The sequence below is a fragment of the Pseudomonas sp. 478 genome (assembly GCF_003254125.1).
Taxonomy (GTDB): Bacteria; Pseudomonadota; Gammaproteobacteria; order Pseudomonadales; family Pseudomonadaceae; genus Aquipseudomonas.
On sequence record NZ_QKZG01000003.1, the window covers coordinates 514326 to 529031 of the forward strand.

14 protein-coding genes and 2 pseudogenes are annotated in these 14706 nt (G+C 54.7%); 11 read left to right on the plus strand and 5 right to left on the minus strand.

Annotated features, from left to right (window positions below):
• Nucleotides 1–14: 14 nt before the first annotated feature.
• The 8 genes and pseudogenes from DFS28_RS09200 to DFS28_RS09235 all read left to right on the plus strand — a co-directional run bounded on the left by DFS28_RS09200 (nucleotide 15) and on the right by DFS28_RS09235 (nucleotide 6981).
• On the plus strand, nucleotides 15–1142 hold the full coding sequence (locus tag DFS28_RS09200; RefSeq protein WP_111449469.1) for a hypothetical protein: 1128 nt from the start codon (nucleotides 15–17) through the stop codon (nucleotides 1140–1142).
• A 381-nt stretch (nucleotides 1143–1523) separates the two neighbouring features.
• Nucleotides 1524–1820 (plus strand): hypothetical protein, encoded by a 297-nt coding sequence (locus DFS28_RS09205; protein WP_111449470.1) that lies wholly within the window; start codon nucleotides 1524–1526, stop codon nucleotides 1818–1820.
• Between the two features lie 141 nt (nucleotides 1821–1961).
• Nucleotides 1962–2054 (plus strand): annotated as a pseudogene (locus DFS28_RS30765) (transcriptional regulator); the annotation flags it as partial.
• Nucleotides 2055–2134: 80 nt separating this feature from the next.
• The gene (locus DFS28_RS09215; protein WP_111449472.1) at nucleotides 2135–2491 is read left to right on the plus strand and encodes a DUF1493 family protein; all 357 of its coding nucleotides are present in this window, start codon (nucleotides 2135–2137) and stop codon (nucleotides 2489–2491) included.
• Between the two features lie 203 nt (nucleotides 2492–2694).
• Nucleotides 2695–3186 carry a helix-turn-helix domain-containing protein gene (locus DFS28_RS09220; protein WP_111449473.1) on the plus strand — a complete coding sequence of 164 codons (492 nt, stop codon included), beginning with the start codon at nucleotides 2695–2697 and terminating at the stop codon, nucleotides 3184–3186.
• Entirely contained in the window at nucleotides 3183–4454 is a 1272-nt protein-coding gene (locus tag DFS28_RS09225) for a type II toxin-antitoxin system HipA family toxin (RefSeq protein WP_111449474.1), read from the plus strand. Before DFS28_RS09220 ends, DFS28_RS09225 begins: the two co-directional genes overlap by 4 nt.
• A gap of 707 nt (nucleotides 4455–5161) precedes the next feature.
• A complete protein-coding gene (locus DFS28_RS09230) occupies nucleotides 5162–6361 on the plus strand; it encodes an AAA family ATPase (protein WP_158539671.1) in 1200 nt (399 codons plus the stop codon).
• Nucleotides 6358–6981 (plus strand): HNH endonuclease, encoded by a 624-nt coding sequence (locus DFS28_RS09235; RefSeq protein WP_111449476.1) that lies wholly within the window; start codon nucleotides 6358–6360, stop codon nucleotides 6979–6981. The genes DFS28_RS09230 and DFS28_RS09235 overlap by 4 nt, the downstream gene beginning before the upstream one ends.
• Nucleotides 6982–7075: 94 nt before the next feature.
• Here the strand turns inward: DFS28_RS09235 and DFS28_RS09240 are convergent, their stop codons facing one another.
• Both DFS28_RS09240 and hslO read right to left on the minus strand, forming a co-directional pair.
• Entirely contained in the window at nucleotides 7076–8617 is a 1542-nt protein-coding gene (locus DFS28_RS09240) for a phosphoenolpyruvate carboxykinase (protein WP_111449477.1), read from the minus strand.
• Nucleotides 8618–8799: 182 nt separating this feature from the next.
• Nucleotides 8800–9702 carry an Hsp33 family molecular chaperone HslO gene (hslO, locus tag DFS28_RS09245; protein WP_008149293.1) on the minus strand — a complete coding sequence of 301 codons (903 nt, stop codon included), beginning with the start codon at nucleotides 9700–9702 and terminating at the stop codon, nucleotides 8800–8802.
• Between the two features lie 105 nt (nucleotides 9703–9807).
• On the opposite strand from hslO, the pseudogene DFS28_RS30770 reads away from it, so the two are divergent.
• Nucleotides 9808–10064: pseudogene (locus DFS28_RS30770) on the plus strand (phosphoesterase); the annotation flags it as partial.
• A 131-nt stretch (nucleotides 10065–10195) separates the two neighbouring features.
• Here DFS28_RS30770 and DFS28_RS09255 read toward each other — a convergent pair.
• Complete coding sequence (locus tag DFS28_RS09255; protein WP_018929316.1) at nucleotides 10196–10603, minus strand: RNA-binding S4 domain-containing protein; 408 nt, start codon at nucleotides 10601–10603, stop codon at nucleotides 10196–10198.
• A 234-nt stretch (nucleotides 10604–10837) separates the two neighbouring features.
• Here DFS28_RS09255 and DFS28_RS09260 point away from each other — a divergent pair, with 234 nt between their 5' ends.
• Complete coding sequence (locus DFS28_RS09260) at nucleotides 10838–11299, plus strand: ATP-dependent zinc protease (protein ID WP_176471525.1); 462 nt, start codon at nucleotides 10838–10840, stop codon at nucleotides 11297–11299.
• Nucleotides 11296–12201, plus strand: a complete 906-nt coding sequence (gene rimK / locus DFS28_RS09265; protein ID WP_008149287.1) for a 30S ribosomal protein S6--L-glutamate ligase — start codon at nucleotides 11296–11298, stop codon at nucleotides 12199–12201. Before DFS28_RS09260 ends, rimK begins: the two co-directional genes overlap by 4 nt.
• A 215-nt stretch (nucleotides 12202–12416) precedes the next feature.
• Here the strand turns inward: rimK and DFS28_RS09270 are convergent, their stop codons facing one another.
• Both DFS28_RS09270 and ompR read right to left on the minus strand, forming a co-directional pair.
• A complete protein-coding gene (locus tag DFS28_RS09270) occupies nucleotides 12417–13730 on the minus strand; it encodes an ATP-binding protein (protein WP_111449478.1) in 1314 nt (437 codons plus the stop codon).
• 115 nt (nucleotides 13731–13845) lie between these two features.
• Entirely contained in the window at nucleotides 13846–14586 is a 741-nt protein-coding gene (gene ompR, locus DFS28_RS09275; protein WP_007903084.1) for a two-component system response regulator OmpR, read from the minus strand.
• Nucleotides 14587–14706 lie beyond the last annotated feature (120 nt).

Below are 14706 nucleotides of genomic sequence, written 5' to 3' on the forward strand. Positions count from 1 at the left end.
ACAAGATCATTACAATGACTACATTAACTATTTTCTTTTGCGGTACCGGCTCGACTAAATTCGACAATCAAAACCCAACTTACTGGAATGGCGAACTGGTTTCGGCACTCGCCTCCCATCATGCTGGCCGAGAGTTTGCCGAATGGATCGTGGTCGACGGTCCCGGCACCAGCAACCTGCAAGCTGATGAACTGTTCACTCAATCCAAGGACTATGGCCTGAGTGGCACGCTGTTCGGCAGCGGCTGGGAGGAGAACGTCAAGCACGCCGTCAACATCATCAAAGGCCAGTGTGACTGGCAACGTGAAAAACTGACCGAGACCGAATACAACCGCCTGAAGGCTGCGGGCATTCCAATCGAAGACGTGATCGTCGAAGGTTCCTGGCTGTGGCGTAAATATAACTATGGCGACCGCAGTGTGACCCAACAGCAGTTGCAAGAACAAATCATTAAAACGTTTCGCAAGGACGGCGTTATTCCAACCCAGGTCAACTTGGTAGGCTGGAGCCGCGGCGGTATTAGTTGCCATATGCTGGCCAATGCCATGTTCAAGGACAGCGAACTGAAGAACATCCCGGTCAATATCTTTGCCATTGATCCGGTACCGGGCATCGGTAACTTTCAGGAGGACAAAGTAAAACTGAATGCCAACGTAAAAGAATACGTCGGCTTCTACGCCCGAGACGAGCGTTCCAAAGGCTTCAGCTGCGTCATCCCGCAAACGGCCACCGGCACCCGAACCCACATTTACCCGATGCCCGGCCGCCATGGCACGCTGGTTGGCAACGCCGCAGCAGACGGTGTCAGCGGCCCTAAAGTGCTGGCCGAACCCGGCCTGATCGTCCGCCACTTCGCCGAAGTGTGCCTGAAGCGCTGGGACGTGCCGCTGAACAAGACCCTCGACCTGAGCGCGGCCGACCTGCAAAACCACCACAACACCATGGCCAGCGCCGCCGCGAAATACAAAGCGATGGAAAAGTGCTCGTACACCTACTTCACCGAGCTGGACCAGGGCGAGCGCTACGTTTCGCTGGGCAGTAATGGGGTGAGGTTCTCGGCAGTGAAAGGCACGATCTATGCGCCGGCGACCGGGCTGAGCACTGACCTTCTGGATGTGGCTTCGTATCAGCATATTCGTTGAGGTGATGGGCGCGGGAGGGTGGAAAGCGCGAGAACATTCGTCGCGAAAATTCCTATAGAAAGGGCCTAGCCGAGGTTCGGCCCGATCCTACAAGCGGGGACTCTTTATCGTCTATCGCTGCCCGGTGGCTGACACCTATAGTCGGGCTGTCGCTGCTAACTCAGCGGCTCGGGCTTGGTCACTCGATGGAATACATAAACGCGTCCGTTGTATGCTGCCGGCACCTCAAGTGTCTGCACGCTATATGGTGGCTGTGTTTGGGACGCCTTATGGCGTGCCGGTCTTATGTATTCTTCCGGCTGACCAACCCGAACACAGTCCGCCTCCATCGCTTGGTCACGATGGTGGTGGTTTCATCTGATGCATTTGAGAATACATAAAATGAATAAATTGAACCCGTTCCCCGATCGCTACCGCCCACTCGAAACAAACCTCACCGATTCCCCACCCCTGATCATCGACACAGAAGCCAACCCGCAAGACATCCTCGAAGCCGCCCTCCAGCGCATCCGAGCCTCCGGCGACCTGCTCAAAACCCTACATTGCCAATGCTTCAAAAACGGTGACGTGGAAGACATCCCGCACATCACCCACGCCGTCTACCTGTTGACCCAGGACGGCTGCGACCTGCTGAAAGTCGCCCAACAACGCATGATGGGCTGGAAAGCACCCACCTGACGCAGAGCCAGGATCGTTCCCACGCTCGGCGTGGGAATGCCTCAAGGGACGCTCCGCGTTCCAGCTCTCGAAAGGGACGCGGAGCGTCCCGGGCTGCATTCCCACGCAGAGCGTGGGAACGATCAAAACCCGGGGATAACCTTGAGCAAGTTTTTTGATGAGCTGATGGAAAGCGTGCAACAAATGAACGAGATCGTACGAGGTGAGCGCCAGCCTTCCCGCGAATTCCATGTTCGCAGCTCTGATCGACATCCACGCATCGCAAAATCAGGCTTAATCCGCCTCACGAAATGGCCCTAAACGGAAGACACCCCATGAACCTCGCGCCCAACTTCCCCGACGACCACGCCATGCACCTGCTCATGCAGTTGCTGCACGAAGAACTCGGTCTCCCCGAACGCAAAACCATCAGCCTCACCACCTCGATCAACTTTGATCTGGGCTGCGACGGTGCCGATGCGCGGCATTTGATGGAAGCGCTGGAAGAACAGTTCGGGATCGACTTCGTGGACTACGACGCCTATCGCTACTTCCAGCCGGAAGGGTTTGATGTGTTCCTCAAACGCCGAGCCAAAGGTCGTGGCGACAAAGCCCCCCTGACCATCGGCATGCTTTACCAAGCGGTCAAGTTGCAACGGTGGGATACAAAAGCTCTGGAAAGGATCTCGTAGACCACTTAAGTGGCAATATTCTGGCTGTTTTTAGCGATTTAAGTTGGAATAATGGCAGTTTCAATAATCCCGCCTCCGACGTCCATCTGGAGCGGCCGTACTGGCAGAGAGAGACTTGCTACACGTTGGGGCAGCCCAGCAAATCATCACATAAGTGCTATTATTCTGGCAGTTAAAGCCTAAAAACGAAGGAATAATGGCACATGGCTAAAAAAACAGCGCCGCTCCTGCCAGCAGCAGCCAAGCTGCTCTCTGAATTTGGCGAGCGGCTCAAACTCGCTCGGTTGCGCCGCAAGCTGACAGCCAAGCAGGTTGCCGAGAGGGCTGGCATGTCACTGACAACACTGCGCTCTCTAGAGTCAGGCGGATCAGGCGTGACAATGGGGGCCTATTTGTCAGTGATGCAGGTGCTGGGCCTGGAGAAAGACCTGAGCAAACTCGCCGCAGTGGATGAGCTGGGGCGCCAGCTGCAAGACGCTCAATTAACCCCGAGAGCAAGCCTCGCGGCCAGTAAACGCCAACGAGTACGCAGCGTAGCGCCAGCGAAGGTATCGCCACCTATTCGCGACAGAGAGACGGGAGCATTTGACAGCCCCTCTGAATCGGACCTTGGTGACGATTTCCCTTTGAACACTCACTCTTTATCCAATTTGTTAACCAAGAAAAACCCCAAACCTACGACGGGTAAAAAATGACATTGATCTCGGTGTATGCGGATTGGGAATCCTTGAACGGACCAAGGCGTCTTGGGTTCCTCCATGCCAGAAAGGCTCGTGCCACCAACGTGTTCGAGTTTGAGTACGACGCGGCGGCGCTGGCCGATCCCGAGTTGAGCTTCACATCCCTGGACCCCCGAATCGGCCTTTTTGAGGGTCGGCAGTTCCCTGGCCAACATCAGACCCGGTTTGGCGTTTTTGCCGATTCAAGCCCGGATCGATGGGGCCAATTGCTGATGAAGCGGCGGCTGGAACGAGACATCCGTGACGGGTTGACCCCTAAAGGCACCAAGCTGTACGAGTCAGATTTCCTTTTAGGTGTTCATGACCTCTATCGGGTTGGAGCTATCCGCTACAAGCTCAATGACGAAGGCAATTTTCTGGATGATCGCGATGGGTTGGCCGCCCCACCCTTTGTCGAGTTACGCGCGTTGGAGCAGGCAAGCCGAGCCTTGGAAAACGATCCAGACAATACGTCACTCGATGGGCGCGAGTGGCTGAGGATGCTGATAGCGCCTGGTGGCTCATTAGGTGGCGCCAGACCAAAAGCCAGCGTTGCTGACGAGCATGGTCATTTATGGATCGCCAAATTCCCGAGCACTCGCGATGACTATGACGTCGGTGGCTGGGAAATGGTGGTGAATGCCTTGGCGAATCATTGTGGCTTGCGGGTCGCAACCGGCACTGCACGCCGTTTCGCGAGCGAACATCACTGCTTCATGGTCAAGCGCTTCGACCGCACCGAACAGGGTGGTCGACTGCATTTTGCTTCAGCAATGACCATGACCGACCGTGTTGACGGTGACGACGCATCGGTAGGTGCCAGCTACCTTGAGTTAGCAGAAGTGCTCATGGAGCACGGCTCAGAAACCAACGCAGATCTTCGCGAGTTATGGTCTCGTATCGTGTTCAACATCCTGGTCTCCAATACCGACGACCACCTGCGCAATCATGGCTTTATCCTTGACCCCGGTCGGGGATGGCGCCTGTCTGATGCCTACGACATGAATCCGGTGGCGCACGCCGATGGGCTAAAGCTCAACATCACAGACGCCGACAACGCGCTGGATCTTGAACTCGCTCGCGAAGTGGCCGAATACTTTCGGGTCAGTCGCGCGGATGCAGAAGAAATTATTGAGAGCTTCCGAGAGGTCGTCAGCCAGTGGACGACGCTGGCCGGAGCATTGGGGTTATCTAAGCGTGAGCAAGACAATATGGCGTCGGCGTTTCGGCTTTCTGGCAATTAATATCTAAAGAGTTGGAGTGTCGGAGGCCATGCCATCTCCCTTCCAGCCCGAAGACTACAACGTGTTCCTCAAACGTAGGGTCGAGGGCCGCAGGACAAACTCCGTCAGACCACCGGCATGTTCTACACAAGCCATTAGCGCAACGCGAGGATACTCGGGTGCTAGAAGGGCTCTACCGTCCGCAGTGCACACCTATCCGGATACAGTGTGGAGATACTGATGGTTTTGTTACTCGCCGCCTTGCTTTGAAGCGGCGCGTATTTTCTGGTGGGACTGAACACCTGCTCGGTCAACATCAAAGGTGTACACAGCCTTAAATTGTTAGGGTTATCCATCCTCAGCACTCACTTTGCTCCAAAAATTCCACTCATCAAGTAAACAACTCCATTGTCTGTGCCGTACTTTGTCACCCTACTCTACAAATTACTGGCAGAATGACTCCATTCCGATTTAATCTGAGATTCACTTTCCAATTTACCTAGCGCCGCAAACCATGATGATGCTCAAAAAGGAGACGATGATGCCAGAATCTAATATAGGCGTGATGAGTTCACGTCATTTAGCTTCTGTTGCAAATTTTTTGGATAAAAACAAGCACAACCGGAGCTTTAACTTTTAAACCACTCAACAAGCCATACCCCCGATATGAATATAAAAAAGCCTCGATAGACATCTACAAAAATCAGAGTGAATTACAGGAGTTAACATTGCTAAATCTAATCGACATTACTACAGCCGATGGAACCCACATAAAGTTTAAAGATACAGGTAGCGACTCATCGTACCTTTTTATTACCGGAGACAATGGCTGTGGAAAAAGCACAATACTCAAAAACGTGCTAACCAATTTCATTAACATTCACCCAAAAAAGACAGATCCAAAGTTCAAGTTAACATCAACCGGCACCCCATCCAAGATAATCACATACTCATTAACCCCATTTAATAAATTAGATATAAATCGTAGGTATTTTCCCAATGAAGATATTGAACTTGAACAAATCGGCACCACAAACAACGGAAAATATTCTCTGATATTCCAAGCCGCATGCGAGTTCGCAAAAAAAAGAGGAGAAGAAAACTCAAGAATAATTGAGCACATAAAAAAAGAAACAAAGCTATCGCCAAACTTTATTATTCGAGCACAAGTATCCAGGAGCAGCAATGATATATTACTCTCCAGATTTCAAAAACAAAATCTCCAAGATTTTTACAATCTCATCCTAGAAACACCTGGTTCATTAGAAATTGAAATAAGCCCTGGACACTTCAACTTAATAATAGGTGAGAAACCAATTACAGGACTACCTATTGAAGAAATGATAAGAGGAATCCTATTACTGCGAAGCTCTGGTCGAATGCGAATTGTAAAAATCAATGGCATTCAGAATAATCGCGACATTGATGTAGCAGATCTTAGCTCAGGACAAATTGCTTTATTTGTCGGACTAACCATTTTATCAAGCTCAATGAAAAATAACTCACTTATACTTATAGATGAGCCGGAAATAAGCTTACACCCAGCATGGCAAACACTCTTCACAAAGTTAATTTTTGAGATCGGCAAGCATTTTAAAAACTGCTTTTTTATAATCGCCACCCATTCGCCACTTGTCATAAGCGGCGCAGTAAAAAAATACTCAAACACTGTAAACCTAACTAATAAATTTGATTTCCCGGAAAGCTATGACAGTGAAGGGATCGAAAGAATTTTCATCGATCACTTCGACACAATCACAAAAAACAACTTTATCGTGAAGGATTTAATAATTAAAGCCGCGCACTCAATCATAACAAAGAGCAAAAACAACGAATACGAGTCCGCACTCAAACAACTACATGCACTAACAACTAGGGAAATAGATAAAAAGTTAATCTCGAGTATCTTGGAAAAAACAAAAAAATGATTGCACTTGAGAAAATCAACCCACCAACCCTCTTCACCTCCAATGATAAATTGGTCATTTCGAGAATAAACAACCTTCCCATAACAGGAAGAAAGAAATGGGCGCATGATGACTTCTCAGCAATATATACATCGGCAAAAGCCATACTCATACAGCATCAAGACAGAAGATGTTTTTATTGTCAAAAGAAAAATCCACACATAGACAATGACGACTTACACATTGACCATATCGTACCTATTGATGAAGACCCAAGATTCATTTTTGAAGAAAAAAATCTTGTTCTAACATGCAAAAAATGCAACAAAAGAAAAAACAACAAGCCCGTACTAACAAAACAAACCAAATTAAAATATTCACTCAGCCCCAGCAACTACAGCATAATTCATGCTCACATCGACACCTATAGCAAACATATTGACATCACTGGGGATATTATATTTTCGGGCATCGATAAAAAAGGGAAACGAACGGTATATGACTGCAATTTAGATAGATATGTACTTGAATATCTAACGTGTCTATCTTCTACGGATCGAGAGTTTGTTAACGCGGCACTAAAACTGCTACTAACAAATGACCCTAAAGCGCTTATCACATTCGTCAAGGCTTTCCCTTGAACGTTAAAAAGCATACGACACATCAACGTACTTTATTAGACCTAAAAAAAAAGCCGCCCCAAAGGGCGGCTTTCTCATTCCATCAAACCAACACTTACAACTTAGGCCCAGCAGCCTTGATCGCGTCGCTCACTTCAAACTTCTTGAAGTTCTCAACAAACAATCCAGCCAGTGCTTTAGCCGCTTCATCGTAAGCAGCCTTGTCAGCCCAGGTGTTACGTGGGTTCAACAGGCCAGTTTCAACGCCCGGCACAGCCAGTGGCACGTCGAGGTTGATGGTGTCGAGGTGTTCGGTTTCAACACCGATCAACGCGCCGCTCTGGATCGCTGCGATCACGCCACGAGTGGTCGGGATGTTGAAGCGTTTGCCGACGCCGTAGCCGCCGCCGGTCCAGCCGGTGTTGACCAGGTAGACCTTGGAGCCGAAGCCGCGGATGCGCTTGATCAGCAGTTCTGCGTATTCGCCAGCCGGACGCGGGAAGAACGGTGCGCCGAAGCAGGTGGAGAAGGTCGATTTGATGCCGCTGCCGGAACCCATTTCGGTCGAGCCCACCAGTGCGGTGTAGCCGGACAGGAAGTGGTAGGCCGCTTGTTCTTCGCTGAGGATCGACACTGGCGGCAGTACGCCGGTCAGGTCGCAGGTCAGGAAGATCACAGCGTTTGGCTCGCCACCGAGGTTTTTCTCGGAGCGCTTGGCAACGTGCTCCAGCGGGTAGGCGGCGCGGCTGTTCTGGGTCAGGCTGACATCGGCGTAGTCGGCGTGCTTGGCGTCGTCGATAACGACGTTTTCCAGGACTGCGCCGTGCTTGATGGCTTTCCAGATGACCGGCTCGTTCTTCTCGGACAGGTCGATGCACTTGGCGTAGCAGCCGCCTTCGATGTTGAAGACAACGCCTTCACCCCAGCCATGCTCGTCGTCACCGATCAGGTAACGGCTTTCATCGGCCGACAGGGTGGTCTTGCCGGTGCCGGACAGACCGAAGAACAGGGTTACGTCGCCCGCTTCGCCGATGTTGGCGGCGCAGTGCATTGGCAGCACGTCGGCAGCCGGCAGCAGGTAGTTCTGCACCGAGAACATGGCTTTCTTCATTTCACCGGCGTAACGCATGCCGGCGATCAGCACTTTCTTTTGAGCGAAGTTGAGGATCACGCAACCGTCGGAGTTGGTGCCGTCACGCTCTGGCACGCACTCGAAGTTGGCAACGTTGAGCACTTGCCACTCATCACGGCCAGCCGGGTTGTACTTTTGCGGGTTGATGAACAGGCAACGGCCAAACAGGTTCTGCCAGGCAGTCTGGGTGGTCATCTTCACGGCCAGGTAGTGGTCTTCGGACGCACCTACATGCACGTGGGAAACGAAGTGCTCTTGCGCATTGTTGAACGCTTCAACACGGTCCCACAGGGCATCGAACTTGTCGGCCGGGAACTTGCGGTTGATCGGGCCCCAGGCGATGGAAGCCGAAGTGGACGGCTCGTCAACGATGAAACGATCGACTGGCGAGCGGCCGGTGCGGTGACCGGTGCGAACAACCAGCGCGCCGGTATCGGCAAGCTCGCCCTCACCGCGACTCAGAGCTTCTTTTACCAGATCATCAACACTCAGATCGGTGTACACGGCGTTATTGGCTTGCGTCATGAGATTCCCCGTCGGCCAGTGGCCGAGTGTGCTCCAAACGTTTTGTAGTAGAAAGTCGTGCACTACTACCGCGACAAAAAGTGGGCCGGATTATGCCAGAAAAGCCCAAAAATAGTAGGGCCCTCCCGTCGTAATGGCGTTATTCCGGCACAAACCAGTGAATTTACCTGCGCTGAACCGTTTTAGTGACGGGTATCTGACGGCGTATCGACACCTGCTCCAGCGAATAATTGAGCGATATCGGCGGCGTCGAACAGGTAGCGCTCGTTGCAAAACTGACAGTCAATCTCGATATTGCCGCCATGTTCGATCACGAGCGACTGGGCATCTTCCAGACCCAAACTGACAAGCGCATTGGCAGAACGTTCGCGCGAGCAGCTGCAACGGAAGCGCAGTTTCTGCACATCGAACAGACGAACCTGCTCTTCGTGGTAGAGACGGTGGAGGATGGTTTCGTTGTCCAGGCTCAGCAATTCATCGGCGGTCAGGGTGCTGCCCAGCGCGGTGATGTGCTGCCAGCTGGCGGCGCGTTCTTCTTCGTCTTTCAAGCGATCAGCAGGCAGTTGCTGCAGCAACAGGCCACGGGCGCGACGACCATCGGCGTACAACCAGAAACGCGTACCGACTTGTTGCGACATCACGAAGTAATTAGTGAAGCACTCCGACAGGGTTTCGCCATCGAGGTCGACGATGCCCTGGTAACGCTGGCCCTGGGTCGGGTCGACGGTCAGCGCCAATACGCCGTTGGGCATCAGGTCGGCGAGGGTCGCATCGGGGGCGATCTGGTCGGCTTCGTATCGGGCCAGGCCACGGATTTCGCGCTCGCTGGAGCACTCGATCATCAGCAGCGGGATCGGGCCTTCGGAACGGGCCTGGAGAATCAGCAAGCCATCGAACTTCAAGGTGCCGACCAACAACGACGCCGCCGCCATCAGCTCGCCAAGCAGTTGTGCAACCGGCTCCGGGTACGGGTGTTTAGCGAGGACTTCGGCGTAGCTACGCTCCAACGCAACCAGCTCGCCGCGGGTGTCGCTGTCATCGAAGATGAAGCGTTGGGTGTAGTCGGTATCCGGTAAATCGGTCATAGGTCTGGGTATCTGAAGTAATGACAAAAATGATTTCAAACAGCGAGAAATTGCGCCTCTGCGGCACCATTCGGGTGCGCGATGTTCAGCCGTGAGGGGCATTTTATGAACAATCCGGGTTTGTTCCAAGCAAGGTGGAACCTCCGCGGTTGGCTTTATGCAATTTCTTGCCTCTGGCGCGGCTGGCCTTCTGGTTATGGCCTACGGGTCAGAGGCTGTGAGCGGTTTTCGACGAGTGGCGCTTTCACCCATTCAACGCGCTGCTGGCGAATGACCCGATATGGCTACATGTTTGGGCAATTGCAAGTCTGTGGCCTTTCGATGTGGTGGTTGGGGCTGCTTTTTATCCGCAAGTTATTCGCCAAATTCGCTGGCCAGGCGAGTGCTGCGCACTCGTTCGCGAGCAAGCCCGCTCCCACATTGGAATGCTGTCTCGTGTGGGAGCGGGCTTGCTCGCGAAGGCTGCCTCACAGGCAACACAGCGCTAACTGACTTACTCGTCGTTGCTGCTTCCACGAAACTTGAACAAATCCCGTCGCTGCTTCTTGCTCGGTTTGCCATCAGTGCTCACGCCCAGCGCACCGGCCTTACGCATGGCCGCAGCCGCCTCGCGCTTGGCGATGCTGGCTTCGGTTTCGGCGTAGAGCGCCTGAGCCTCTGGCGCGCCACGGCGTACGATCGACAGCGCCTGAACCACCACCGTGCGCTCCTCGAACCCTGTGCGAATCTGAAATTCGTCGCCAATCCTCGGTTCCTTGCCCGGTTTGCAGCGCTCGCCCCGACAATGCACCTTGCCGCTTTCAATCGCCGCCTTGGCCAAGGCGCGTGTTTTATAAAAACGCGCGGCCCACAACCACTTATCGAGACGGACTTTGTCGTCCTCTTCGCTTTTTTGTGCCATGGAATTTCCTCATTCTGAAATATTGCTGAACTGTACTACCGTTTCTGTCGTGCCATGAATTACGCCAGCTCGGATTACAATGCACACGTTCCAGCGCCTCCCTTGAGGGCTGGAAATCCGGGCCGTAGATATCTGTCGCCTTTTACCCATTATTCTGCGTGAATACCGCGAATTCGGCCGCGTGCGGCCTGAGCGGTTTCTACCGGTTGAGCACCTTTGAAGACATTTGACCATTTGACCGTTGTCGGTCTGCGCGAGTGGGTGGCGCTCCCGGATTTGGGAGTCGCGGGCCTGCGCGCAAAAATCGACACCGGCGCCAGCACCTCCAGCCTGCATGCCACCGATATCGAACCGTTCGAGCGCGACGGGGAACAGTGGGTGCGCTTTACTGCTCACTTGGGCACGGTGGTGCAACTGCGTCACCGGCGCTGCGAAGCACCCCTGGTGACGATGAAAACCATCAAAAGCTCCAACGGCCACGCGCAGATGCGTTACGTGGTCAGCACCACCCTGGCCCTCGGTGATCGGGTCTGGCGGGTCGAATTCACGCTCGCCTGCCGCAAGTCCATGCGTTATCGCCTGTTACTCGGTTCCAAAGCCTTGATCGACGGCCAGTTGGTGGTCAATCCGGGTATTAAGTACGTACAAGACAAGCCGGTGTTCCCGGTATCTACCTCCTCCACAGGTGTTGCATGAAGATCGCTGTGCTGTCGCGGAACCCGCGTCTGTATTCCACTCGTCGTCTGGTCGAAGCCGGTACCGAGCGTGGCCATGAAATGGTGGTGATCGACACCCTGCGCGCCTACATGAACATCGCCAGCCACAAGCCGCAGATCCACTACCGCGGCAAGCCGCTGGAGGGTTTCGATGCGGTGATCCCGCGGATTGGCGCGTCGGTGACGTTTTATGGCTGCGCGGTGTTGCGTCAGTTCGAAATGATGGGCGTTTTTCCACTCAATGAATCGGTGGCCATCGCCCGCTCGCGAGACAAACTGCGGTCCCTGCAATTGCTGTCACGCCGAGGGATTGGTTTGCCGGTCACCGGGTTTGCCCACTCCCCGGATGACATTCCCGACTTGATCGAGATGGTCAACGGTGCGCCGCTGGTGATCAAGGTGCTGGAAGGCACCCAGGGCATTGGCGTGGTGCTGTGTGAAACGGCGACGGCGGCGGAGTCGGTGATCGAGGCGTTCATGGGCCTGAAGCAGAACATCATGGTTCAGGAATACATCAAGGAGGCCGGCGGGGCGGACATTCGCTGCTTCGTGGTGGGCGACAAGGTGATCGCGGCAATGAAACGCCAGGCCAAGCCGGGGGAGTTTCGCTCCAACCTGCATCGCGGCGGCAGTGCCAGCCTGATCAAGATCACACCGGAAGAACGCATGACGGCGTTGCGCGCGGCGAAGGTCATGGGGTTGGCGGTGGCGGGTGTGGATATCCTGCGTTCCAATCACGGGCCGTTGGTGATGGAAGTGAACTCGTCGCCTGGGCTTGAAGGGATTGAAACCACCACCAGCAAGAACGTGGCGGGGATCATCATTGAGCATCTGGAGAAGAATGGTGGGCCGAATATGACGCGCACCAAAGGCAAGGGCTAAAGCCAAGAGCCCCCTCACCCTAACCCTCTCCCCAAAGGGGCGAGGGGACTGACCGTGGCGTTCTTTCGAGCTACATCGACCTGAAAAATCGAGTCGGGCTCAGGTTTTGAGAACAACCGAGATCTGCTCCCTTTCCCCCTCTCCCCTATGGGGAGAGGGTTGGGGTGAGGGGTGGATTCAGAATTCCCTCAAATCTAAAGCCATGACCGCAGTCGTTAAACCGCATCTCTAGGCAACATTAGTCCCAAAGGCAACCGCACCCGCGCTTCCAGCCCGCCACCGGACCGATTACGCAGTTCAACATTCCCGCCATGCATCGAAGCAATCCGCTTCACGATCGCCAAGCCCAACCCGGTCCCCTTCCCGCCCCGGGCTTGATCACCCCGAGTAAACGGGTTGAAAATCGCCTCCAGCTCCGACGGATCAATCCCCGCCCCACGGTCCATGACACTCAGCACCACATACGGCGCGCTGGTGTCCCCGGACACATAAGCCGCCACCTCAACCCCGCTGCCCGCGTGATGCAAGGCGTTGCCAATCAGGTTGTTCAGCAGCCGCTTCATCGACACCCGACGCAATGGAAACGGCTGAATCGGCTCCAGGCGCAGGCGCACTTTCTCTTCGTTCTGGTTGTAGGGCGCCGCGACTTCGCGCACCAGATCGCTCAGGTCCACCTCTTCCACCGACTCGTCACGACCATCGCGAATGAACGCCAGGAACTGGTCGAGAATCGCGTCCATGTCTTCGATGTCGCGGACCATGTCGTCGGTCAGGTCGCTGTGGTCGCCCATCAGCTCCAGAGACAACCGCAAACGGGTCAGTGGCGTGCGCAAGTCGTGGGACACCCCGGCGAGCATCAGTTCGCGCTCACGCCCCGCCTGTTCGACGTCTTCCGCCATCTGGTTGAAGGCCCGGTAAACCTCGGTCATTTCACTCGGCGTGTCGCTGATCGGCAGACGCACACTGCGGCCCTGGCCGAGTTGCCTCGCTGCATAGACCAGACGTTTCAAGGGTTGATTGAGCTGGCTGACGAAGATCCACGCCGAGGCAGTGGACAGCAGACCGATAGCGAGGAACCAGCCGAGTACGTTCCAGATTTTCTGGCCGCGCAATGGATGCGGGTAAAGCGGCACTTTCAACCAGCCGTCACCCAGGCTTGGCGCCCGAACCCACAGGGCCGGCGGCGAGTGCATACGCAATCGGACTTCAGTGTCGGCACCCAGCTCCGCCTGCATCTGCCGCTGATAGATCTCGCTGTAAGGCCAGTGTTGCTCACCTTCCGGCACGCCAGCACCGACTACCCGGATCAGGGTCGCGGCATCGGCAATCTTCGTGCGGTTTTCTTCATCGGCGGCCCAATAGGCGCGTAGCGTCAGGGCGACGCCGTGGCTGTATTGGCGATCCACCAGCACGTCTTCGTTCATCAACAGATAAACCAGGGTCAGCGCCTTGGAGAACAGGACGACGATCAGCACCAGCCAAAGGGTGCGGGAGAAGAAACTCTGGGGGAACCAAACGGGGGTTTTCATGGATAACCGCTACACACTTGCAGGAGCGAGCGATGCTCGCATATTGCGGATCGCGAGTCTGCGAGCAAAGTCATCTGACCCGTTGCCCGCAAGACCCGCTCCTACAAATCACCGATCACTTGGTGGCGGCGCCATCCGGAACGAACACGTAACCCACGCCCCAGACAGTCTGGATGTAACGCGGTTTGGACGGATCGGGCTCGATCATCCGGCGCAGACGGGAAATCTGTACGTCGATGGAGCGCTCCAGGGCGTCCCACTCGCGGCCACGGGCCAGATTCATCAACTTGTCGCGGGTCAGTGGCTGACGGGCGTTCATGACCAACGCCTTGAGCACCGCGAACTCACCAGTGGTGAGCATGTGCACTTCGTCGCCGCGCTTGAGTTCGCGGGTCGCCAGGGACAGTTCGTAGTCACCGAAGGTCACGCTTTCGTCTTCGCTGCCCGGGGCGCCCGGCACCGGTGCCGCCTGACGACGCAGAACCGCTTTGACGCGAGCCATCAGCTCGTCCGGGTTGAACGGCTTGGCCAGGTAATCGTCGGCGCCCAGTTCCAGGCCCTTGATGCGGCTCAGCTCATCGCCCTTGGCGGTCAGCATGATGATTGGAATCTGGTTGTTCGCGGTGCGCAGGCGGCGGCAAGCGGTCAAGCCGTCTTCGCCGGGCAGCATCAGGTCGAGGACGACCAGGTTGAACACTTCACGCGCCAGCAGGCGATCCATTTGTTCCGTGTTCGGTACGGCGCGGGCGCGGTAGCCCTTGCTGACGAAAAAACGTTCCAGCAGGCTGCTCAGCCCTGGATCGTCATCAACAATAAGAATTTTTTCGCCTTCAGCAATGTTTGCAGTGCTGCTCATTAGATGCTCCTTTGATCTCGGCGCGCATTATGGCGTAGCTGCCGTTATACGCACCGTGTGCATTGTTAGCAGATTTTTCCTTGATCGCCAGAAATCCGGCCTTTATGCCTACAGCCTGCG

Excerpts from the sequence above, each read along its gene's own strand:
- DFS28_RS09240 (WP_111449477.1), bottom strand. The coding sequence starts at position 8,617 with ATGACGCAAGCCAATAACGCCGTGTACACCGATCTGAGTGTTGATGAT.
- DFS28_RS09205 (WP_111449470.1), top strand. The coding sequence starts at position 1,524 with ATGAATAAATTGAACCCGTTCCCCGATCGCTACCGCCCACTCGAAACA.
- DFS28_RS09200 (WP_111449469.1), top strand. The coding sequence starts at position 15 with ATGACTACATTAACTATTTTCTTTTGCGGTACCGGCTCGACTAAATTC.
- hslO (WP_008149293.1), bottom strand. The coding sequence starts at position 9,702 with ATGACCGATTTACCGGATACCGACTACACCCAACGCTTCATCTTCGAT.
- DFS28_RS09225 (WP_111449474.1), top strand. The coding sequence starts at position 3,183 with ATGACATTGATCTCGGTGTATGCGGATTGGGAATCCTTGAACGGACCA.
- rimK (WP_008149287.1), top strand. The coding sequence starts at position 11,296 with ATGAAGATCGCTGTGCTGTCGCGGAACCCGCGTCTGTATTCCACTCGT.
- ompR (WP_007903084.1), bottom strand. The coding sequence starts at position 14,586 with ATGAGCAGCACTGCAAACATTGCTGAAGGCGAAAAAATTCTTATTGTT.
- DFS28_RS09255 (WP_018929316.1), bottom strand. The coding sequence starts at position 10,603 with ATGGCACAAAAAAGCGAAGAGGACGACAAAGTCCGTCTCGATAAGTGG.
- DFS28_RS09215 (WP_111449472.1), top strand. The coding sequence starts at position 2,135 with ATGAACCTCGCGCCCAACTTCCCCGACGACCACGCCATGCACCTGCTC.
- DFS28_RS09235 (WP_111449476.1), top strand. The coding sequence starts at position 6,358 with ATGATTGCACTTGAGAAAATCAACCCACCAACCCTCTTCACCTCCAAT.
- DFS28_RS09220 (WP_111449473.1), top strand. The coding sequence starts at position 2,695 with ATGGCTAAAAAAACAGCGCCGCTCCTGCCAGCAGCAGCCAAGCTGCTC.
- DFS28_RS09270 (WP_111449478.1), bottom strand. The coding sequence starts at position 13,730 with ATGAAAACCCCCGTTTGGTTCCCCCAGAGTTTCTTCTCCCGCACCCTT.